Source organism: Mucilaginibacter sp. 320_HR (assembly GCF_059691875.1).
Map to the genome: position 1 here is coordinate 826,184 of NZ_JCAWAI010000003.1, position 21,582 is coordinate 847,765.

A 21,582-nucleotide genomic window follows, 5' to 3' on the forward strand; every position below is an offset into this window, starting at 1 on the left:
TTTTTTATCGTACAAAATGTTTACAGATTTACTTAGCAATTTACGCTTTAAACTGCATAACTTAATAGCCCATAGCCGGATACCGGATGAAATATTTTACAAATCTGTTATTACTTCTTTTACTTACAACAACCTGTTTTGCCCAAAACAAAACGCTGGATGATTACCTGCAACAGGCGGTAAATAACAGTCCGCTGATCAAAGATCTGAACAACCAGATCTTATCAGCCCAATTAGATAGCGTACGTATTAAAGCAGGCTTTAAACCACAGGTTACTGCCAGCAGTACGGGTTTATATGCGCCGGTTATTCGTGGATATGGTTATTCATCGGCTATTACCAACGGGCAATCATTAAACGGATTGGTAACTGTAAATAAGGCTTTTATTGGCAAAGGTTACCTAAACGCACAATTTGCATCGCTCGGTATTCAAACCGACTCTTTACGCAATAGCATAAAACTATCTGAACAAGACCTTCGTCGTACAATCATCGGCCAATACATTACCGCTTACGGCAGCCTGCAGCAGCAACGCTTTAATCAGGAAGTGGTTGACCTGTTGAGTAAAGAAGAAGACCTGCTCAAACGCCTTACCCGCAGCAACGTTTATCGGCAAAGCGATTACCTTACTTTTTTAGTCACCCTTAAACAGGCGCAGTTACAGCTATTGCAAACCCGACTGCAATACAAAACAGATCTCGCGACCCTTAGTTATATTTCCGGCGTAGCTGATACCACTGTTTTTGAAATAGCTAAACCCCAACTTCAAAAGGCAGTAAACCTTACTGACCGCAATACAAGTATCTTTTTTAAACAGTATCAATTAGATAGTATACGGCTAAACAATAGTCGTAAATTGATAGATTATAGCTACCGACCCAGGCTTAGTGTTTTTGCGGATGGCGGCTACAATTCTGATCTGACCGCTCAATATTATAAAAACTTTGGCACAAGCGTTGGCTTTACTGTAAGCGTGCCACTGTACGATGGCGGGCAACGGAAGCTGCTTTATAAAAAACTTAGCCTTGAGCAGGAAACCAGCCGGGGTTACAGAACGTTTTTTCAAAACCAATACACGCAGCAAATCAATCAGCTTAACCAGCAGATAGGGGAATATGATAAGCTGATAGCCGAAATAAACGATCAGTTCAAGTATTCTGAAAGCCTGATAAAAGTGGATACCAAGCTTCTGCAAACCGGCGACCTTAAAATTGCCGACCTGATATTAGCAGTTAACAACTACCTTACTATAAAAAACCTGCTTACACAAAATACCATCAGCAGGCTGCAACTCATTAACCAACTTAACTACTGGAGCCGATAAGATGACACTATATAAGAAGCCGTTAGCCCTATTTCTTGCCTGTTTAGTAATGACGGCACTTTACTCCTGCGGAGGCGCCAAGCAAGCTGATGAAGAAGACAGTGTAGAATCGCAAACACCTGTTACGGTCACTACCATTGGCAACAGTGCACTGGCAGATACAATTGAATTAAACGCTACTTCATCGTTCCTGCAAAAGAATTTTGTAAGTGCAAACGCTATAGGCTACATCCAAAAAGTAAGTGTACAGCCAGGCCACTATGTTGAAAAAGGCCAGCTTATGTTTACCCTTAAAACCAAGGAAGCGCAAAGCATTGGCAATACCATTAACGTACTGGATACTACATTTAAGTTCTCCGGCATGAATAACATCCGGGCATCCCGCAGCGGCTTTGTAACCCAACTGCTGCATCAGGTAGGCGATTACGTGCAGGATGGCGAGCAACTGGCCATCATCAGTGACCGCGAAAGTTTTGCTTTTGTATTGCAATTGCCTTACGAATTAAGAAGCGTTATCGCCCATAACCAAAATATGACCCTCACCCTGCCTGATGGTGAGAAACTAAGCGGGCACATTGCCTCATTGATGCCGTCGGTCGATACGCTTTCGCAAACCCAGGGCATTGTAATAAAAGTAAATAACAGCCACCCTATCCCAGAAAATTTGGTAGCAAAGGCGCTTATCATCAAGGCGGCAAAAAGCAGCACGCCATCGTTACCAAAATCGGCGGTGCTGTCAAACGAAACCCAGAATGAGTTTTGGGTAATGAAGCTAATCAATGACACTACGGCGGTTAAGACGCCTGTAAAAAAAGGTATCGAATCGGGCGGGAAAATAGAGATCCTGTCACCCGCATTTAACCCAACTGATCGTGTCGCGGTGACCGGCAATTATGGCTTGGCAGATACCGCCAGGGTTAAAATTGTAAAACCATGAACAGTCTTAACAATTTTTTCATCAGCCATAAAAAGCCTATTAGTCTGGTGCTTTTCATTATACTGCTGGGAGGCGGGTTCGCTTATTCGAGACTTCAAACTTCTTTGTTCCCTGAAATTACTTTCCCCAAGATCAAGATCATTGCCGATGCGGGTTTACAGCCGGTGAATAAGATGATGGTTACGGTAACCAAACCCCTGGAGAATGCCGTTAAACAGGTACCTGATCTGCAATACGTACGCAGCACGACCAGCCGGGGAAGCTGCGAGATCTCCGCCTATATGAACTGGGATGCGGATATTGATCTTAGCCAGCAGCGTATTGAATCGCGCATAGCGCAGATCAAAAACCAACTGCCACCGGAAGCCAACGTAACGGTAGAAAAAATGAACCCCTCGATATTGCCGGTTAGCGGGTACACGCTGGAAAGCCATGATCTTTCGCCTATTGAACTAAAACAACTGGCTACCTATACAGTAAAGCCATTTCTTTCGCAGGTTGATGGTGTGTCGGAGATTAGGGTTATCGGCGGCAAAACCAAGGAATACTGGCTAGTGCTGAACCGCCAAAAAATGAGCGCGCTGGGCTTAACACCAGACATGATCACCAACACGCTGGCGCAAACGGCTTTCATTAAGAGCAACGGCTACCTGTCTGATTTTAAGATGCTGTATCTAACCGTTACGGATGCCAGCGTAAATACCAGCGAGCAATTGCAAAACCTGGTGGTTAGCAACAACCGCAAGCGCATTATCCAGCTAAAAGATGTGGCTGAGATCCAGATCAACCCGGGCATCGAATACACAAAAATAAACGCCAACGGGCACGAGGGTGTATTGATAGCAGTTATCAAACAGCCAAATTCCAATCTGATAGACCTATCCGCTGCCATGACTGCCAAGGTTGCCGAATTACAAAAGGTACTTCCAAAAGGAGTGTCCATTAAGCCTTATTACGTGCAGGCGGATTTCGTGAATGAATCCGTAAAAAGCGTAAGTGATAGCCTATGGATAGGCTTGGCGCTGGCTATTATTGTGGCCATTATCTTTCTGCGTTCCATCAAGGCAAGTGCTACCATTTTACTAACCATCCCGGTTACGCTGGGGTTAACGCTTATTATTTTATACGCCATAGGTTACACCCTGAACATCATGACGCTGGGCGCCATTGCGGCTGCCATCGGTTTAATTATTGATGATGCCATTGTGGTTGTGGAGCAGATCCATCGCACGCATGAGGAGCATCCTGAGGAGCCAACTATAACGCTTTTACAGCGGGCCATCAATTACCTGCTCCCGGCAATGGTGGGTTCGTCTATCAGCACTATTGTCATATTTATTCCTTTTTTACTGATGACTGGCGTTGCCGGTGCTTACTTCAAGGTAATGACCGATACCATGATCATCACACTGGTATCATCCTTTTTTGTCACTTGGATAGGCCTTCCTGTTATTTATCTTCTGCTCACCAAAAACTCGGAAGTAAACGCCGTCGGTAAAAAAGAAGAAGCGCACGAAGTAAAAAGGCAGCGCTGGGTATCATTCTTTATCCTGCGCCCGTTCATGAGCATTGTTTTGATACTGGCCCTTGTGGCAGTTATTGTGATCATCCCGGGCAGGTTAGAAACAGGTTTCCTGCCCGATATGGACGAGGGTAGTATCGTATTGGATTACACGTCGCCGCCCGGCACCTCACTAGAGGAAACCGATCGCATGCTACGGGAAATTGAAAAAGTGATTATCAAAGAACCTGACGTAGCTGCCTACTCGCGCCGTACAGGTACGCAAATGGGTTTCTTTATCACCGAACCTAATACCGGCGATTACCTGATCCAGCTGAAAAGAGGGCATAGCAAAACATCTGAAGAAGTGATCAGCGACCTGCGGGCACATATCGAGGCGACGCAGCCGGCACTGCGTGTGGATTTCGGCCAGGTCATCGGCGATATGCTGGGTGACCTGATGACCTCGACCCAACCTATTGAGATAAAAGTCTTCGGCGATGACCAGGCAAAGCTACAGGTGCTATCTAAACAAGTAGCAGCCATCGTAACAGATGTAAAAGGTACTGCTGATGTATTTGACGGTATTGTTATCGCAGGCCCATCCGTAGATGTGGTACCCGATTATACAAAGCTTGCGCAATACAACATTACCCCTGCCTCATTGCAGACACAAGTGCAATCAGCCTTGGAAGGCAATGTGATAGGTAACTTGTTCGAGCGCGAACAGCAATCACCTATTCGGATGGTTTACCCCGGTAACCGCATGCAGGATGTAGCGGGTATCAAACACCTCAGCCTGTTTTTACCTGACGGCAGGTTAATACCCATCACACAATTAGCCAGTATAAACCTGCACGCCGGAGAAGCCGAAGTAGAACGGGAGAACCTACAGGCAATGGGCGTTATCAGCGCACGTTTAGAGAACAGCGACCTGGGCAGCGTTATACCCGCTATACAAAAAGGCATAGCCGAGAAAGTAAAACTGCCGCCCGGTTACCACGTGGAATATGGTGGCGCATATGCGGAGCAGCAACAATCGTTCAAAGAGCTATTGATGATATTGGTTACGGCAAGCCTGCTGGTTTTCGGGGTAATCCTATTTCTGTTCAAACAATTCAGGATAGCGCTGTTGATTTTGGTTGTAGCCGTTTTAGGCATTGGCGGCAGCTTGCTCGCCTTATTCCTCACCCACACGCCGCTTAATGTAGGCAGCTATACGGGGCTCATCATGATCGTAGGGATCATTGGTGAAAATGCCATCTTTACTTTCTGGCAGTTCCGCGAAAGCGCGAAAGCAAGCAGTGTGGATGATGCCATTGTTTATTCTATATCAACACGGCTTCGCCCTAAATTAATGACGGCTTTGGGTGCTATCATCGCGCTTATGCCTTTAGCATTGGGTATCGGGGCAGGCGCGCAATTGCACCAGCCATTAGCTATAGCTGTAATTGGTGGCTTTTTAGCTGCGCTGCCTTTGTTATTAATTGTTTTACCGTCGATGATCAGGGTGCTGTATAAAAACCATTCTTTTGAAAACGCAACTACGTCTGTCAAATAAATATAAAAATCATGTGGTGGATTTATGCCCTTTTATCAGCCTTTTTTGCCTCTTTAACGGCCATTTTCGCGAAAATAGGTGTAACGAATGTTAATTCAGATTTGGCTACAGCCATCCGTACAATCGTGATATTGGTTGTAGCATGGGGTATTGTTGTTGCCCGCGGTGAATTAAAGGGTATTACCGACCTGTCTAAACACAGCATTTGGTTTTTGATCTTATCCGGTCTCGCAACCGGTCTTTCCTGGATTTTTTATTACAAGGCGCTGCAGATAGGAAAGGTATCGCAAGTTGCACCGGTAGATAAACTAAGCGTTGCGCTAACCATCATACTTTCTGTAGTAATTTTGAAAGAGACGCTTACCATAAAGGCAGCATTTGGTGCCGTATTTATTTTGATTGGCACCATCATCCTCATTTTTTAATGTTCTTGTTCTGTTTACAATTGCATAGCGAAATGTAAACCCAGCACACCGTCGTTGTATGAAGGCATTATTATAGAACTGGTTTTAGGTTGCTTTTTCAACTCGTCGGGCACGTCCCTGTTATTTTCCTTTTCACGGCCGGCTTTAAACAGGCGGTTACGGATGTAAGGATAAAGCAGGTATGCCGCTTTTGTAGAAAGGATGCCAAAACCGGCTCCTGCAACTACGTCACTAAACCAGTGATCGCGGTTATACATACGTAAAATACCGGTAGCCGTTGCAAAACCATAACCCACGGCGCTGTAGCCAATAGATTTATCACCTAATTCCTGGGCCATAAACTCCGCGCCAAGAAAAGCGTTGGCAGTATGGCCTGATGGAAAAGAGTAATAGTTAGAACCATCGGGACGAAGCCTATGGGTTACTTTTTTTAAACTAAAGGTTGTTAAGCTCATCATCCCTTCGGCCATAGCAAATATTAAGGTGCGGTCAACAAAAGTGTTTTTGCCATGTATGCCAACTAAATTCAACCCGTAAACCAAGGCTACCGGGGTGTACTGAAAAAAGTTCTCCGGGTGATGTCGAAAGTTAGGCGCGTCCTCCATGATATCATTATTGATACTAATATCGAGCCGCCTTACAGGATGAAAGAAAAAATTACTGGCGCCATAAGCTACCAAAATCGATGGCGGTACTAAAGCCCATGCTTTACTGCGTAAATGCTTGACCGTATCGGGCGCGGTAAACAGATCTTTTTTGAGTGTATCAACTATGTTTACTTTTTTAGTACTATCGGTTACCTGTGCAGAGGCATTAAACCCGGCAAGGCAAAGTATGATGTAGATTACTTTCTTCAATGTACAGTTGTTAGGGGTATTACTTACCTATTTCTATAATATGGAACGAACCGGCTATCATGTGCGGCCTGGGGTGTGCATTTTCTGCAGTTGGCGGCGTTGCTTCCATTTGAGCGGCTGGTAAAAACAAGTGATGGGTTGTTAGATCGATGCCGATAGTACGCGCGCTTTTTTCTGTGGTAATATTTTCGATGAACATAAATTTATTAGCGTTCAACTCTTTTATAACCGACATATTACCATCTCCGTTTGAGCTGTATATCAACTTTAAGGCAGGGTCAAAAGCCACACCATCACAATCGCCAATTTTAAATTTGGCTATGTTTTTACCATTTGCGGCATCCATCACAACCATGGTAGCATTACCACCGCAACCGATGAATAAGCGGTTGGACAGCTTGTCAATAGCGAGGCCGGAGGGCTCATCGCCTTCGTTTATTTTGTAACGGTTAACCACCTTATAAGTATTGGCATTTATCACAACCACCTCGTTGGTGGTTTCAGAATTTACAAAGATCTTCCCTTTACCATCAGATACGCCTGTTTCCGGTTTACCACCTAACGGAATAGTAGCAACTACCTTATCGGTAACCGGGTCAATTACCGAGGCATCGCTGCTCTTACCATTAAATGCATAAACCTTTTTAGAAAAATCGTCATAAAATATCGCATCGGGGTTGGTGCCGACGGCTATTTTACCTATCTCTTCATTGGTCTTTAAATCGAACACGGTACAACTGTTATCACGGCCGTTACTGGTGTAGCCCTTTCCTAAAGCTTTAACCAAAGCGATACCATGAACGCCGTTCGTGTTTGGGATCACTCCGATAGAATCACCGGTTGCAGTGCTTAAAATATTAACCTGCGTACCATGCGATACATAGATCTTTTTATCGGCAGCATCAACGGTAACATAATCCCAGCCACCGCTGCTTTTTATTGCGTGCTTTTTGAGGATGTGTAAACCGCTTTTACTTTGGGCTGACACATTTAGCGATGCAAGGGTAATTAAAATTATACCTAAAGCTCTTAATTTATGAGTAAATAACATAGCTACCTTAATTTGATGCTATTTAAGGGTATATTCTGTAGGAATGTTGGATAAAGTGGCCGAAAGATGTTGCAAAAAAAATTACAAAACTTGCGAATGATTAGATTAGTAATATATTTGCAGTGACCTATGTAACTAAGACACTATATATGATAGAAGTTAAAGGATTAGAATTCGGCTATGCTAAAAAGAAACTATTATTTCAGGGACTTGATCTGGAGCTTAAAAAAGGCCATATATACGGCTTATTAGGGAAAAATGGCGCAGGCAAATCGACCTTACTAAAAAATATCACCGGGCTAGCTTTTCCAACAAAAGGCAGTTGCCTATACAATGGTGTTAACGTTGCAAGGCGGCCGGTCGCTGTACTTTCCGATATTTATTTTCTGGCCGAGGATCTTTATGCACCCTCGCTGTCTTGTGAAAAGTTTGCCGCAAGTACCGCCGCCTTTTACCCCAAATTCAGTAAGTCTGATTTCTACCATTTTTTGAATGTATTTGACGTTGACGTGGCTGCAGAAATGGATCAGCAATCATTCGGGCAGCAAAAAAAAGCTTTGATCGCATTTGGCCTGGCAACAAATACTGGACTGTTGATCCTGGATGAGCCAACAAATGGCCTTGATATCCCTTCGAAAGCCCAATTTCGAAAACTCATTGCATCGGTGTTAACCGAAGACCGCTGTATAGTGATCTCTACGCACCAGGTGAGAGATTTAGATAATCTGATAGATACTTTATTAATATTAGATAACCGCGACATTGTCGTCAACCAATCTCTTGATAAGCTCGCAGCTCTACTTACTTTTGGGATTTACCCCGCTACGGAGGGCTTACCCGTGTTATATGAAGAAAAAGATTTTCGGGGCAAAAATGCAATCTTAAAAAATCACAAGGGCTTATTCAGCAAAGTAGATCTGGAACTGCTATTTAACGCGGTCATCAGCGGCAATACAACTCTCTTAGATTTTATCAATTCATCCAAATAATATGGCACTGACCTCTTCATTCAGCTATAACCGTTTTGGCCGGCTGTTCATCAAACACACGGCTGACCATTATAAAACCTACTTCATGAGCTGGGCTGTACTTATTGGTGTTTTATTATTAGGAGGGATTCTTTTTATCTACGCACTTCCGGATGAGATGAACGTCAGCTTTCAGATTACATTATACGTTATGGTGATGCTTGCTGCAGGAACCATTTTCACAAGTACCCTTTTTGCTGACTATGGCGAAAAGAAGAAGTCCGTTTCAGCTCTAACACTGCCGGCCTCGCACTTTGAAAAATACCTGGTCGCATGGGTTTATTCATTTCCATTGTTTTTAATCATTTATACGGCAAGTTTTTACGGAGTGCTGATTTTCTTGCTTCGGTTAAAGCCCGGGGGGGAACATGCAAGGATATTCAGTATTATCGCTGATAATCCTGCGGGATTCAAGATATACATTGTATATGGTTTATTACAGGCGGTTTCTTTTTATGGTGCCATCCATTTCAACAAACTACACTTTATAAAAACGGCATTTGCGTTTTTCATAACGATCGCTTTGATGATGATAAGCAATAAGTATCTGCTTGGCTTGATGACGGGTCAGAAAGTAAGGCCTAATGTACCGTTTGGAGAAATGAGGTTTACCGAACAAATGCATAACATCGTGATCAGGACGCCCCCTCACTATGACTGGATAACACAATACACGGTGATAACGTTCATCCTGATTTTGTGGGTTGCCGCATATTTCCGCTTAACAGAAAAACAGGTATAATTATGGAGTTTAGAGATAACGAGGCGATATACCTGCAAATTGCCGCCTATATAAGTGAACACATTTTGCTAGGCAAGTGGAAAGCGGAGCATAAAATTCCTTCTGTTCGTGACCTTGCGGTTGAACTGGAGGTTAATCCCAATACGATCTTGCGATCATATGAATTCCTACAACAGCAGGGCGTGGTGACCAATAAAAGGGGCCTTGGCTTATTCGTTGCAGTCGATGGTCTTGACAAAGTAAAAGCTTACCGAAAAGAGCGTTTTGTAGCACAAGACCTCCCGGAGTTTTTCCGTAATATTTTCCTGTTGGATATTGGTTTGCAGGACTTGCAGGAACGCTATGAAAAGTTTATATCCGAAAATTACAAACAGCCCATAAACCAACAAAATGAAAACAAGTAACCGATTAATAATACTTGCTCTGCTACTGATCGTTGTTTCGCAGCTGGGTTATGATAATCTATTAAAAGCCGAATTCATCAGTGGCCGTTATAAAGATCCATATAAGGACTTTGTAAAATTAAATTTTAAAGATTTTGACGCGGTAGATCTTGTGTCTTCTACTGCAGCCAATGTCAAATTTGTACAAGGGCCATTCAAAATAATAGCTGATGCCGCGGCATTAACTAATATAAAAATTTCCCAGGAAGGTAGAAAGCTAGTCATAAAGGCCGTATATGATAAAGAATATTTATGGAATGTCAATCCATACCTAATCGTGATTTCCTGCCCAAGATTATCTGCTGTACACGCCGGTGCAACCTATACCGTCAGTAAAGATATCAGGGTTACAGATACGGTAAATTACAACAGCTGGAACATGCGCAAAGTTTTGGTAGACGGATTTAAACAAGATAGTTTGACGATCTCGCAGGACGATGGCAGTATGGTGGAACTTGCAAATAATGAATTGGTAAATGTAAACGCTACGGTAGGGAAAAGCCCCGGAAGCGGTTCAAAGATCAACCTGTTGAAAGGCAACCGGCTAAAAAACGCAAACTTTGAAATTCTGAACCGCAGTGAGCTCCTACTCAGTAACAGCGGAATCGAAAATATCCGTTATCATTTAGCTGATAGCGCCAAATTGACCATCGGTGCGCAGTCCCAGAACTTATTTAAAAAGCAATAACCATTTATCCAAGTCGAATGCAATTAACCATCAATTCCCTTTCAAAAACTTACTCCAACGGGGTAAAGGCATTGAAAGGTGTTTCACTTAATTTAAGTAACGGTATGTTCGGTTTACTTGGGCCGAACGGTGCGGGCAAATCATCCTTAATGCGAACGATCGCCACGCTACAGGAAGCAGACAGCGGAAGCATTTTTTTGGATGATCTGAACGTTCTGCAGGATAAAACGAAAGTTAGGCAACTACTGGGTTACCTGCCGCAGGAATTTGGGGTATACCCGAAGATATCAGCCGAAAGGATGCTGGACCATATCGCGCAATTGAAGGGGGTAGGCAATAAAAGTGAAAGAAAAGAACTTGTTGCTGCATTACTGGATAATGTAAACCTATCAAAAGATAAAAAGAAAAGCCTTGGCACTTACTCAGGAGGGATGAAGCAGCGATTTGGTATCGCCCAGGCACTGATAGGGAACCCAAAACTTATTATTGTTGATGAACCGACCGCCGGCCTAGACCCTGCAGAACGAAACCGCTTTTATAATCTTTTAAGTCAGCTGGGCGAAAATACGATCGTTATTCTTTCCACCCATATTGTGGAAGATGTCAGCACGCTTTGCTCCAACTTCGCGATCATCTGCCAGGGCAAAGTGCTTTATGCCGGCCAGCCTGATAACGCCGTGAAAGAAATGGAAGGAAAGATCTTCACCAAAGCGATCTCCAAACAAGAGCTGAGCTTTTACCAGGATGATTTTACCGTCATATCCACTCAGCTAAAAACAGGGAAATTGCATATCCGCGTATTACATGAAAGCGATCCAGGGAAGGGTTTTTTACCTGCAACGCCTAATTTGGAAGACGTATACTTTAGCAATATTGCGACCCGTGTTGATGTAAATACTATTTAAACCACCACTAAAAAATAGATTATGTTTTGGAAAATATTTGTTTTTGAGGCGCAGAACCGCCTCAGGAGACCGGCGGTTTATGTTTATTTTTTAGCTGTATTACTTTTCGTAATCTTCTCATTTTCAGCAGGTGCACTTCCGGCCGGCGAAAAAGAACATTTTAACAGCCCGATGATGATCGCCCGGACGTATGCGTGGTTAAGCATCATTATGATGCTCGTGACGTCGGCAATAATGGGCATGCCATTGTATAAAGATATCGAGTATAATACGAAAGATTATTATCTCACTTACCCGATCACAAAGGCAGGGTATTTTTGGGGGAGATACTGCAGTTCATTATTGTTTGTTCTAATTATTGGCAGCGCAGTGATGTTTGGCGCATACATCGGCACATTCCTGGGGCCCCTACTCGGTCTTAACGACGCCGGTCGTTACGGTCCCAATAAATTAATATACTATTTACAGCCCTTTCTGCTGATCGGTGTACCTAATCTTGTATTTACCTCGTCCTTATTTTATGGCTTGGTCGCGCTTACCCGTAATATTAAAGTGATTTACAGCGGTGGCACTATTCTGTTTTTGGGTTATTTAATAGCCACCTTTTTTCTTGCTCATTCCAGTAACGAGATGGTAATAAAACTGGCCGACCCATTTGCCTTTAACGGAGTACGCATGCAGGTCAATCAGGCTGATGACTATCTTAAAAACATTTCTACGGTAAGTTTTGAAGGGGTGCTTTTAATCAATCGCCTGCTGTGGCCGGGTATAGGTTTCGCACTTTTGTTATTCAGTTATCTCCGGTTTAATTTTGCAGATTTTTTTAGCGGTAAAAGGGATAAGAAGATCATCAAAGATGAAATCGTTAACCGAAGTGCGCAGCGGCCAAAAGTCTCAACCAGCTTTGCCGGCAAATATAATATCAGGACCTTACTTACGCTAACCAAAACCGAATTGTCAAATATCATCCGGGACAACTATTTTTGGATCATTATCGGCTGCGGGCTTACCTTTCTTGGCTTCATATTTTACCTGGGGGATAGTTTTTATCGTGTGCCCAACCTGCCGCGTACCGTTTCCTTGCTGGTGATCTTTTATGATAATTTCCTGTTCTTCATATTTTTCATCATCATCTTTTATACAGGCGATACCGTTCACCGTGACAGGACAACACGATATGCTTACATTAACGATTCACTCCCGGCCCCAAACTGGGTGTTGAATGGTTCCAGATTGTTAAGCCTTCTTGTCTTGGGGACTTTCCTGTCCACTATACCCATGTTCCTTGGAATTTTCATCCAGGTTATAAAAGGATATTACCAGTTTAACCTATTAGTTTATTTGCTGGACGTATTTGTGCTCATGCTACCGCGTTTCCTGGAAATGGTGGTGTTTGCTTATGTGATACACGTGGTGATCAATAATAAGTTTGCCGCACATGGCGTTGGCATCGCCATCTGGATCGTCCTGTTCTTCGCGCACATAACTGGCGTGTTTAATTACAATTTGTTTTTATACTCTTATCCTCCGAATTATTCAATATCCGATATGGATGGCATCGGCCATATGCTGACCCCGGTATTATGGTTTAACATTTACTGGCTACTGGCCGGTGGATTACTCATTATTATGTCAGCATTGTTTTATTATCGTGGCATTTCATCGTCCTTTAAAGAGAGATGGCAACTGGCCAGGGAACGCTTTGACCGCAAAACGAAATGGATGGCCTTCGCCGTAACGGTATGTTTTCTCGCCGCAGGGTCATACATCTATTATAATGTAAGCTATTTAAATAGCTACCTGACAGGTGCCGAATCCGACAAGCGTGCGGTGGATTACGAAAGAACATTAAAGCGGTATGAAAACCTACCGCTGCCAAAATTAACCAGTATAAAATTGGTAGTCGACCTTTTTCCTAATAAGCTGGAGGCTAAAACACATGCCTATTTCACCTTAGTCAATAAAACGGATAAACCTATTTCAAAAATGCTGCTTGATGGTGAAGGCATCACATATGACCTCAAAATTGAAGGAAAAGATATGGATTACACCGTTCCGCTAACCTATGCCCGCGGCAAGTTTAACTGGTTTAGGCCGGAAAGAGATACCGCTGATTTCCGTATCTATAGCTTTGCCAGGGCGCTTGCACCGCATGATTCTGTTGTGGTTGAAATGAACTCTGTTGTCAAACATAAAGGATTTCAGAATGATTCTTATAGCGGTGACATTCTCCATAATGGCACATACTTCAGCGGAGGAATACCCGGGTTAGGATATGATGAAGGCGAGGAACTGGGTAGTAACTATGAGCGGAAACGTTTCGGCCTCAGTCCAAAAACGGATAAAGAGGTATCCCAAAATGATCCCGTCGGAAAGAGCACTTTAATCATGGGTTCAGCGGCAGATTTATACAGCCTCGACATTACTGTCAGCACCGCGGGCGACCAAACCGCCATCGCACCGGGAGAGTTGCAAAAGACATGGAAACAAAATGGCCGTAATTATTACCATTACGTGCAGCAAAGCCCCGGCCTTTACCCGTCGTTTAAAATCTTGTCAGCAAGATATTCAGTATCTTCAGGTAATGTAAAAATTGACAGCTTGCATAACGTAAAAACAAGTATTTACTATAACCCTGCCCAGTCGATCAATACCTGGCGGTTTATGAATGCGATGGAGGATGGATTGAAGTATTACTCTAAGGTTTACGGCACTTATCCTTATAAAGACCTGCGGCTTGTTGAAACGAGTATTTATAGCGGCGGCTCATCTTCCTATCCAACCTTAAATACCTACAATGAAAATACCGGCTGGAGTGCTGATTTTAGTCACCAGGGTTTGCTTGACTATTGTTACTATGATGCGTCAAAGCTCATTGCAAGACAATGGTGGATCTTTCAAACACCTCCAAATAATACGGTTGGTTCACAGGTTATTTCTGTCGGCCTGCCGAAGTACGATGCTTATGTGATGATAGAACGTAAATATGGTAAAGAGAATATGGGTGAAATACTGCAGGAGGAGATCTGGAATTACCTTTTTTGGCATAGTCGCGGACAGGAACCTGAACGTCCACTGATCAATGCAAACCGATGGTATGAGTGGGAAACGAAAGCCGCTCAGGTGTTATACGGCTTACGGGATCTTATCGGTGATGAAAACATGAACGCAGCGCTCAGAGGATTTAAAAATGAATATGCTTTTAAAAAAGATCCTCCTTACGCAGGGAGTAGAGACCTTTATCGTTACCTAAAAATGCATACACCGGATTCGCTGCAATACTATCTAAAAGACACGTGGGAGAAAATAACATTTTATAACAATAAGATTCTTAGCGTCACGGCGTCCCCGCTAGATAAAAATAATTACAAAGTCACCATCATTCATAAGGCAGAAAAGTCTTATTTGCTTGGAAAAGGCAACTACGTCTCTACTCCCATGGACGATTACGTAGACCTAGCGGTATTTGCAGCACCATCCGAGGATAAAACCGGACGGATGCAATTGAATCCGTTATATGTAAAAAAACAGAAATTAAAGAGCGGAACGCATTCGATTGTCCTTGTTGTAAAAGGGAAACCGGTCTCCGTGGGAATTGATCCTTATGGAAAATTAATAGACCAAATGCCTGATGATAATATAAAAAAATTTTAAAATTAAATTCTCGGCTATGCCAAACAATTGAAAGTAAACGTGATGCAAATGTTTACATATCAAAATGTTTGACTTCTTGGGCCTACAGTGGTAGGTAGCCCCATTAAGACCCAAACCAGGTAACATTCCTTTTTCGTTAAAAAGCGGTTTTTTAAATTTCTGTATACGTTAATTTCCGGTTCAGTGCTGCCATATCGCGGCTTATTTTATTTTCTTGAACACGGGCATAAATTTGAATTGTGGTTATTTTAGTATGCCCCAACATCTTGCTAACTGTTTCAATAGGTACATCATTGCCTAAGGTTACTGTCGTTGCAAAAGTATGTCTTGCAATATGTGTTGTGAGATTTTTTTCGATCTCACATAAATCGGCTATTTCTTTCAAGTAGGCATTCATTTTTTGATTGCTTTTAATTGGAAGCAGCCTGTTGGATGCTGTACATACATCATTGTCTTTGTATTTTTTAATAATTGCTATTGCCTGGGGGAGCAATGGTACGTTTGCGACTATCTCCGTTTTAGTTCTGCTTGTCTCAGTCCAAAATTCACCATTGTTTCTTCTATGGATATGGGCCGATGTTAATTTTTGCGCATCCACAAAAGCATAACCGGTATAACAGCTAAAAAGAAAACAATCCCTGACCTCTTCCAGTCGCTTAATTTTAAACTCTTTCGAGGAAAGAACGAATAGCTCATGCTCCGTTAAATGTGTCCGGGAAACCTTACGGCTTGTGCATTTAAATGCTAAGAAGGGATTATGTGCGACCCATCTATTATTAACGGCAATAGTCAAAATTCGTTTTAACCTTTTAATGTAACTCATCGCAGTATTATGCTCAATACCTTCTTGAATTTTAAGATGTTTTTCAAAGTTGCTTATAAAAGTGAAATCAAGGCTGTCAAGAAATAGATCTTGCTTTTTATACTTCTTTATGATAAAGTCGCTCACCTTCCCCCTTATTGTTCTATATTTAGTTACGGTGGCTTTAACATAGTCTTTACCTACAAGGCTTTCAATTTCCCGGTTGTGTTCTTCAAAGACCTCCAATAAACTTCTGCCTGGGACATCAACATTCATTTGGCCTGTAAACTTAATTTTGATGTCGTCCGCGCTAATCTTTTTCTCACTTCCATTAATTTCCATGTAGATCTCGAATAGCTCGTTACGAACTTCATTGATATATTTGTTAGTTATGCGCACATCTTCTCCGCTGCCTTTCATAAAACCTGTTCGCACGTCCCACTTTTTGAGATTCAGTTTCTTTTTAAGGGATATCTCCGCTCTTTTACCACCTATCGTAACCCTTGCATAGAGAGGTACGAGGCTATTATTGTCTGCTTTTGCTTTGTTAGTCCAGAAAAGGACCGAAAAACTTGTCGAATTCTTCATAATACCATGAATTTTTAGTTACCGAATTAATACGTTTTGAACTACTATGATTTGCTTTGCAATTCATTCAAAATCAATCAATTATTAGCTATTCGGTTACCTCAAATTTAGTGAATCTCAATAGGTAACCGAATAGGTAACCGAATGATCCATTTTTCTTGGTATGAAACGGGTATTTATGGCATAAAAAAAGCGCCTAAATCATTGATTTAAGCGCTTTCGATGGGTTTTGTTACCCTTTTTGCGGAATGGACGGGACTCGAACCCGCGACCCCATGCGTGACAGGCATGTATTCTAACCAGCTGAACTACCACTCCGTTTGGGACTGCAAATATACGCTTCGTTTTTTATTACGCAAGCGCTTTTTTAAAAAATTAAAAAAAATGCCTTTTCCAGCTTTATTTGCAGCAAAATGCCACAATTTCAAAAATTAATTTAATTTCGTTGCTGGTTCTCCAAGTATTAACCTTTACTAAATTTTCTACTGAACATGTTGCTATTAGGCATCGATATAGGCACCTCTTCGGTGAAGGTAAGCGTGGTGGATGCTGCTGCACAACGCGTTGTTGCTTTTGCGAGTTACCCGGAAACTGAATCGCCTATAATTTCTTTGCAAACTGGTTGGGCCGAGCAATCTCCCGACATGTGGTGGCAGCAAACCGGCCAGGCAATAGCGCTCTGCCACAAAAAGGGGGGCTATAATCCGGAGGACATATCGGCCATTGGTATAGCTTATCAAATGCACGGCCTTGTGCTGGTAGATAAGAACCAGAAAGTGTTGCGCAACAGCATTATTTGGTGCGATAGCCGCGCTGTTGAAATTGGTGATAAAGCCTTTGAAGACATAGGCCAGGAGGCTTGTTTATCACACATGCTTAATTCACCAGGTAACTTTACAGCCTCAAAGCTTGCTTGGGTTAAAGCTAATGAACCTGAATTATACGATAAGATTGACAAGATAATGCTTCCAGGCGATTACATAGCCATGAAGCTTACCGGTGAGATAACAACTTCTGCATCTGCTTTGTCTGAAGGGATATTCTTTGATTTTCAATTTAATGGATTGTCCAAAGATGTTGTAGATTATTTTGGATTTGACAACGAATTATTCCCGGTGGTCAAGCCTGTATTCTCATCTCACGGCCGCTTAACGGCTGATGTAGCAGCGGCATTACGCCTAAATACAGGCATTCCGGTTACCTATAAAGCGGGCGATCAGCCTAATAATGCACTCTCATTAAACGTATTAAAACCAGGAGAGGTAGCAGCTACTGCAGGAACATCCGGCGTTATCTATGGTGTTAGTGATGAGCTAACATATGATCCGCAATCGCGCGTGAACACTTTTGCCCATGTAAATTACACTAACGAGCGCAAGCGCTTGGGCGTTTTACTTTGTATCAACGGTACGGGGAGCTTATATCGATGGATAAAGAATAGTTTTGGCAGCAACTTAACTTATCAGCAGATGAATGCAGAAGCAGAAAAAGCACCGATTGGGGCAGACGGCTTGCGTGTACTTCCGTTTGGTAATGGCGCAGAACGCATGCTGAACAACAAGTTAGTAGGTGCTCATTTATTGAATATCGATCTTAATTTACATTCGCCTGCCCACATCTTCCGTGCTGCGCAAGAAGGTATAGCCTGTGCTTTCAGGTATGGGCTTGATATTATGCGTGAGAACGGCATGAACCCTACTCTTATTAAAGCAGGGAAAAACAACATGTTTTTAAGCGAAATCTTCACCAGAACATTTGTAAGCGCTACGGGGGTGCCTGTCGAACTTTACAATAATGACGGCAGTGCGGGTGCCGCAATAGGTGCGGGAATTGGTGCAGAAATATTTTCGTCTGCTGCAGATGCATTTAGTAATACGGGTCCTATAGACCGCATTGAGCCAAAGAGCGATAGCTTTGAAGAAGTTTACCAGGATTGGAAAGGCCTTTTGCAGAAGCAGATAAACAGTTTACAACCATCAAATAATACATAATCTTTAATTTAATTCAACAACAATGGCTATAGTAACCGGCGATAAAGAGTTTTTTAAAAACATCGGACAAGTTAAATACGAAGGAGCAGCATCAGACAATCCTATGGCTTTCCGCTGGTACGATGCGGACAAGATTGTTGCTGGAAAGTCGATGAAAGATCACTTGCGCTTTGCCTGTGCTTACTGGCACTCGTTCTGCGGCAACGGTGCCGATCCTTTTGGTGGCCCAACCCATAACTTCCCTTGGGATGAAAAATCTGATGCGGTAGAACGCGCTAAAGACAAAATGGACGCAGCGTTTGAGTTCATTACTAAAATGAATTTGCCTTACTACTGCTTTCATGACGTGGACGTAGTAGACTATACCAATGACATAAATGAGAATGACCGCCGCTTACAAGCTCTTGTTGAATATGCTAAGCAAAAGCAAGCCGCCAGCGGCGTAAAACTACTTTGGGCTACCGCCAATTTGTTCAGTCACCGCAGATACATGAATGGTGCTGCAACTAATCCTGATTTTCACGTGCTTGCGCATGGTGCCGCTCAGGTGAAAGCTGCGCTGGATGCAACTATTGCGTTAGGTGGCGAGAACTATGTATTTTGGGGGGGCCGGGAAGGTTACATGAGCCTTTTAAATACCGATATGAAGCGAGAGCAGGAACATTTAGCCAAATTTTTGCACACTGCTAAAGATTACGCCCGCAAACAAGGTTTCAAGGGCACTTTCTTTATTGAGCCAAAACCATGCGAGCCAACTAAGCATCAGTATGATTATGATGCAGCAACAGTATTCGGCTTCCTGCAGAAATATGATCTGCTGAACGACTTTAAACTGAACCTTGAGGTTAACCATGCAACCCTGGCCGGTCATACCTTCCAGCATGACCTGCAGGTAGCTGCAGATGCTGGTCTGCTTGGCTCGATAGATGCCAACAGGGGCGATACTCAAAACGGCTGGGATACTGATCAGTTCCCGAATGACATTAATGAAGTAACCGAATACATGCTGATTATTCTTAAAGCAGGTGGCTTTGCAGGTGGCGGTATCAACTTTGATGCTAAGATTCGTCGTAACTCTACCGATCCTGCTGATCTGTTTTACGCACATATTGGTGGCATGGATATGTTTGCACGTGCGCTGATTACTGCAGATAACATTCTTGAGAAATCAGATTACAACAAGATCCGTGAGGAACGTTACGCGTCTTACGATAGCGGTGCAGGTAAAGATTTTGAAGCGGGGAAGCTCACATTAGAAGACCTTCGTCAGTACGCGATGGACAATGGTGAACCAGCCACTATCAGCGGGAAGCAAGAATACCTTGAAAATTTAATTAATCGTTATATCTAAACATTAGCCACTACGTTAGCATTGGCCAAATTAAACCGGCGGAGTAAATGAATGCATTATCCAATAGCGACAAGATCGTTTTTGTTATCTATTTTCTGATAGTTTCTTTCTATGGCTATTGGATATACCGTCGCAAGCGCAATGCTGATGCGACCTCAAAGGACTATTTCCTTGCAGAAGGATCACTTACCTGGTGGGCTATTGGCGCCTCGTTAATTGCTTCTAATATTTCTGCAGAGCAGTTTATAGGAACCAGCGGCTCCGCATTCAAAATGGGCCTGGCTATTTCAACTTACGAGTGGATGGCCGCAGCCACGCTGATCATTGTGGCTGTATTCTTTATCCCGATTTACCTCCGTAACAAAATATTCACTATGCCGCAGTTCTTGCATCAGCGGTATAATGGCACAGTAGCTATGGTAATGGCAATATTTTGGTTGCTGTTGTACATCGTGGTGAATTTAATGTCTATCCTGTACCTTGGTGCACTGGCCATTAGTGGTATATCCGGCATAAACATTTATATATGTATACTAGGCCTTGCTGTATTTGCCGTGGTAATTACTTTAGGCGGTATGAAGGTTATTGGGTATACCGACGTTATCCAGGTATTTGTACTAATTCTGGGCGGGTTGGCCGCTACTTACTACGGCTTGGGTGAGTTGACTAAAAACGCGCCAGATCAATCGTTAATTGCAGGTCTAAAAACGTTGCATGCCGAGGCGAGCGATCACTTCCATATGATATTTAAAAAAGATAATCCTAACTATATGGACCTGCCGGGCCTTTCAGTCCTGATAGGCGGTATGTGGATCGTAAATCTAAATTATTGGGGATGTAACCAGTATATCACTCAACGTGCTTTAGGCGCAAACCTTAAGACGGCCAGGGGTGGTATTCTCTTTGCTGCATTCTTAAAATTATTAATGCCGATAATTGTGGTATTACCTGGTATTGCAGCTTATGTATTACACGAGCGTGGAATGTTCCACCAGGAAATGCTAAGCTCAAAGGGCGTTATCGATTATAATAAAGCCTATCCTACTTTGCTTTCTTTGCTGCCTTCAGGTTTAAAAGGACTGTCGTTTGCTGCATTAACAGCCGCTATTGTAGCATCTCTCGCAGGTAAGGCCAATAGTATTGCTACCATATTCACGCTGGATATTTACAAGAAGGCTATAAACCCGGAAGCTCCGGACAACAAGTTAGTATCCTTAGGCAAGTGGTCGGTGGTTGTGGCCATGGCAATAGGTGTAATCATGTCACTTGCAATAGGCGAATCTTTGATGGGTGAGGGTAAACAAGGATTCCAGTACATACAGGAATACACCGGGTTTGTATCACCGGGTATTTTTGCCATGTTCATACTGGGTTTCTTCTGGAAAAAAGCCACCTCCAATGCAGCATTATTTGCAACGATTGGCGGATTCATATTTTCGGTATTTTTTAAGTTTCTTCCAGATTTTGCGAATCTGCAGTTCCTATCGCCAATGGGGTTTTCTAAGCTGAACGACAAAGGCATCTACGAAATCCCTTTTATTGACCGTATGGGATTTGTGTTCCTGCTATGTGTTATAGGCATGTACATTATCTCCAAAATAGATAACGCTAAAGGTGTAGTTCCTAACGGGCTTGAGATAGATTCATCTATGTTTAAGACCTCAAGGGCATTTACAGCCGGTGCCTTAATTGTTGGCGGAATAATTGTGGCACTGTATTCGTTCTTCTGGTAG

At 42.8% G+C, this 21,582-nt stretch carries 16 protein-coding genes and 1 tRNA gene; 13 read left to right on the forward strand and 4 right to left on the reverse strand.

Annotated elements, in window-relative coordinates; genetic code table 11:
• Positions 1-86: 86 nt before the first annotated feature.
• Genes AC59GT_RS14305 through AC59GT_RS14320 form a run of 4 tightly spaced genes read left to right on the forward strand, consistent with a single transcriptional unit; the run spans position 87 to position 5,749 of the window.
• Positions 87-1,325 (forward strand): TolC family protein, encoded by a 1,239-nt coding sequence (locus tag AC59GT_RS14305; RefSeq protein WP_497238256.1) that lies wholly within the window; start codon positions 87-89, stop codon positions 1,323-1,325.
• Between the two features lie 49 nt (positions 1,326-1,374).
• Positions 1,375-2,262 carry an efflux RND transporter periplasmic adaptor subunit gene (locus AC59GT_RS14310; protein ID WP_497238257.1) on the forward strand — a complete coding sequence of 296 codons (888 nt, stop codon included), beginning with the start codon at positions 1,375-1,377 and terminating at the stop codon, positions 2,260-2,262.
• Complete coding sequence (locus AC59GT_RS14315) at positions 2,259-5,324, forward strand: efflux RND transporter permease subunit (protein ID WP_497238258.1); 3,066 nt, start codon at positions 2,259-2,261, stop codon at positions 5,322-5,324. The genes AC59GT_RS14310 and AC59GT_RS14315 overlap by 4 nt, the downstream gene beginning before the upstream one ends.
• Positions 5,325-5,335: 11 nt before the next feature.
• On the forward strand, positions 5,336-5,749 hold the full coding sequence (locus AC59GT_RS14320; protein WP_117383060.1) for an EamA family transporter: 414 nt from the start codon (positions 5,336-5,338) through the stop codon (positions 5,747-5,749).
• 14 nt (positions 5,750-5,763) lie between these two features.
• On the opposite strand, the gene AC59GT_RS14325 is transcribed toward AC59GT_RS14320, so the two are convergent.
• Positions 5,764-6,606, reverse strand: coding sequence for a phosphatase PAP2 family protein (locus AC59GT_RS14325; RefSeq protein WP_117383059.1), 843 nt, complete (start codon positions 6,604-6,606; stop codon positions 5,764-5,766).
• Positions 6,607-6,625: 19 nt separating this feature from the next.
• The gene (locus AC59GT_RS14330) at positions 6,626-7,657 is read right to left on the reverse strand and encodes a YncE family protein (RefSeq protein WP_117383058.1); all 1,032 of its coding nucleotides are present in this window, start codon (positions 7,655-7,657) and stop codon (positions 6,626-6,628) included.
• A gap of 149 nt (positions 7,658-7,806) precedes the next feature.
• Between AC59GT_RS14330 and AC59GT_RS14335 the strand changes: the two genes are divergently transcribed.
• Genes AC59GT_RS14335 through AC59GT_RS14360 form a run of 6 tightly spaced genes read left to right on the forward strand, consistent with a single transcriptional unit; the run spans position 7,807 to position 15,117 of the window.
• Entirely contained in the window at positions 7,807-8,646 is an 840-nt protein-coding gene (locus AC59GT_RS14335) for an ABC transporter ATP-binding protein (RefSeq protein ID WP_117383057.1), read from the forward strand.
• A 1-nt stretch (position 8,647) separates the two neighbouring features.
• Positions 8,648-9,427 carry a hypothetical protein gene (locus AC59GT_RS14340; RefSeq protein ID WP_117383056.1) on the forward strand — a complete coding sequence of 260 codons (780 nt, stop codon included), beginning with the start codon at positions 8,648-8,650 and terminating at the stop codon, positions 9,425-9,427.
• 2 nt (positions 9,428-9,429) lie between these two features.
• Positions 9,430-9,831, forward strand: coding sequence for a GntR family transcriptional regulator (locus AC59GT_RS14345; protein WP_117383055.1), 402 nt, complete (start codon positions 9,430-9,432; stop codon positions 9,829-9,831).
• Positions 9,818-10,558, forward strand: a complete 741-nt coding sequence (locus AC59GT_RS14350) for a hypothetical protein (protein WP_117383054.1) — start codon at positions 9,818-9,820, stop codon at positions 10,556-10,558. The genes AC59GT_RS14345 and AC59GT_RS14350 overlap by 14 nt, the downstream gene beginning before the upstream one ends.
• A gap of 17 nt (positions 10,559-10,575) precedes the next feature.
• Positions 10,576-11,463, forward strand: coding sequence for an ABC transporter ATP-binding protein (locus AC59GT_RS14355; RefSeq protein ID WP_497238259.1), 888 nt, complete (start codon positions 10,576-10,578; stop codon positions 11,461-11,463).
• Positions 11,464-11,484: 21 nt separating this feature from the next.
• Complete coding sequence (locus AC59GT_RS14360) at positions 11,485-15,117, forward strand: ABC transporter permease/M1 family aminopeptidase (RefSeq protein WP_497238260.1); 3,633 nt, start codon at positions 11,485-11,487, stop codon at positions 15,115-15,117.
• A gap of 151 nt (positions 15,118-15,268) precedes the next feature.
• Here the strand turns inward: AC59GT_RS14360 and AC59GT_RS14365 are convergent, their stop codons facing one another.
• Both AC59GT_RS14365 and AC59GT_RS14370 read right to left on the reverse strand, forming a co-directional pair.
• Positions 15,269-16,507 (reverse strand): site-specific integrase, encoded by a 1,239-nt coding sequence (locus AC59GT_RS14365; RefSeq protein WP_497238261.1) that lies wholly within the window; start codon positions 16,505-16,507, stop codon positions 15,269-15,271.
• Between the two features lie 244 nt (positions 16,508-16,751).
• Positions 16,752-16,825, reverse strand: a tRNA-Asp gene (locus AC59GT_RS14370).
• 173 nt (positions 16,826-16,998) lie between these two features.
• On the opposite strand from AC59GT_RS14370, the gene AC59GT_RS14375 reads away from it, so the two are divergent.
• From AC59GT_RS14375 to AC59GT_RS14385, 3 genes are read left to right on the forward strand one after another with little or no spacing between them, the layout of a single operon-like run.
• Positions 16,999-18,498 (forward strand): xylulokinase, encoded by a 1,500-nt coding sequence (locus tag AC59GT_RS14375; RefSeq protein ID WP_497238262.1) that lies wholly within the window; start codon positions 16,999-17,001, stop codon positions 18,496-18,498.
• A 22-nt stretch (positions 18,499-18,520) separates the two neighbouring features.
• Positions 18,521-19,849, forward strand: a complete 1,329-nt coding sequence (gene xylA, locus AC59GT_RS14380; RefSeq protein ID WP_497238263.1) for a xylose isomerase — start codon at positions 18,521-18,523, stop codon at positions 19,847-19,849.
• Positions 19,850-19,896: 47 nt separating this feature from the next.
• Entirely contained in the window at positions 19,897-21,582 is a 1,686-nt protein-coding gene (locus AC59GT_RS14385) for a sodium/sugar symporter (RefSeq protein WP_497238264.1), read from the forward strand.

What these genes read in the sequence shown, in the direction of transcription:
- AC59GT_RS14345 (WP_117383055.1), top strand. Translation starts at nt 9,430, where the DNA reads ATGGAGTTTAGAGATAACGAGGCGATATACCTGCAAATTGCCGCCTAT.
- AC59GT_RS14385 (WP_497238264.1), top strand. Translation starts at nt 19,897, where the DNA reads ATGAATGCATTATCCAATAGCGACAAGATCGTTTTTGTTATCTATTTT.
- AC59GT_RS14305 (WP_497238256.1), top strand. Translation starts at nt 87, where the DNA reads ATGAAATATTTTACAAATCTGTTATTACTTCTTTTACTTACAACAACC.
- AC59GT_RS14315 (WP_497238258.1), top strand. Translation starts at nt 2,259, where the DNA reads ATGAACAGTCTTAACAATTTTTTCATCAGCCATAAAAAGCCTATTAGT.
- AC59GT_RS14340 (WP_117383056.1), top strand. Translation starts at nt 8,648, where the DNA reads ATGGCACTGACCTCTTCATTCAGCTATAACCGTTTTGGCCGGCTGTTC.
- AC59GT_RS14310 (WP_497238257.1), top strand. Translation starts at nt 1,375, where the DNA reads ATGACGGCACTTTACTCCTGCGGAGGCGCCAAGCAAGCTGATGAAGAA.
- AC59GT_RS14360 (WP_497238260.1), top strand. Translation starts at nt 11,485, where the DNA reads ATGTTTTGGAAAATATTTGTTTTTGAGGCGCAGAACCGCCTCAGGAGA.
- AC59GT_RS14375 (WP_497238262.1), top strand. Translation starts at nt 16,999, where the DNA reads ATGTTGCTATTAGGCATCGATATAGGCACCTCTTCGGTGAAGGTAAGC.
- AC59GT_RS14330 (WP_117383058.1), bottom strand. Translation starts at nt 7,657, where the DNA reads ATGTTATTTACTCATAAATTAAGAGCTTTAGGTATAATTTTAATTACC.
- xylA (WP_497238263.1), top strand. Translation starts at nt 18,521, where the DNA reads ATGGCTATAGTAACCGGCGATAAAGAGTTTTTTAAAAACATCGGACAA.
- AC59GT_RS14355 (WP_497238259.1), top strand. Translation starts at nt 10,576, where the DNA reads ATGCAATTAACCATCAATTCCCTTTCAAAAACTTACTCCAACGGGGTA.
- AC59GT_RS14320 (WP_117383060.1), top strand. Translation starts at nt 5,336, where the DNA reads ATGTGGTGGATTTATGCCCTTTTATCAGCCTTTTTTGCCTCTTTAACG.
- AC59GT_RS14365 (WP_497238261.1), bottom strand. Translation starts at nt 16,507, where the DNA reads ATGAAGAATTCGACAAGTTTTTCGGTCCTTTTCTGGACTAACAAAGCA.
- AC59GT_RS14350 (WP_117383054.1), top strand. Translation starts at nt 9,818, where the DNA reads ATGAAAACAAGTAACCGATTAATAATACTTGCTCTGCTACTGATCGTT.
- AC59GT_RS14335 (WP_117383057.1), top strand. Translation starts at nt 7,807, where the DNA reads ATGATAGAAGTTAAAGGATTAGAATTCGGCTATGCTAAAAAGAAACTA.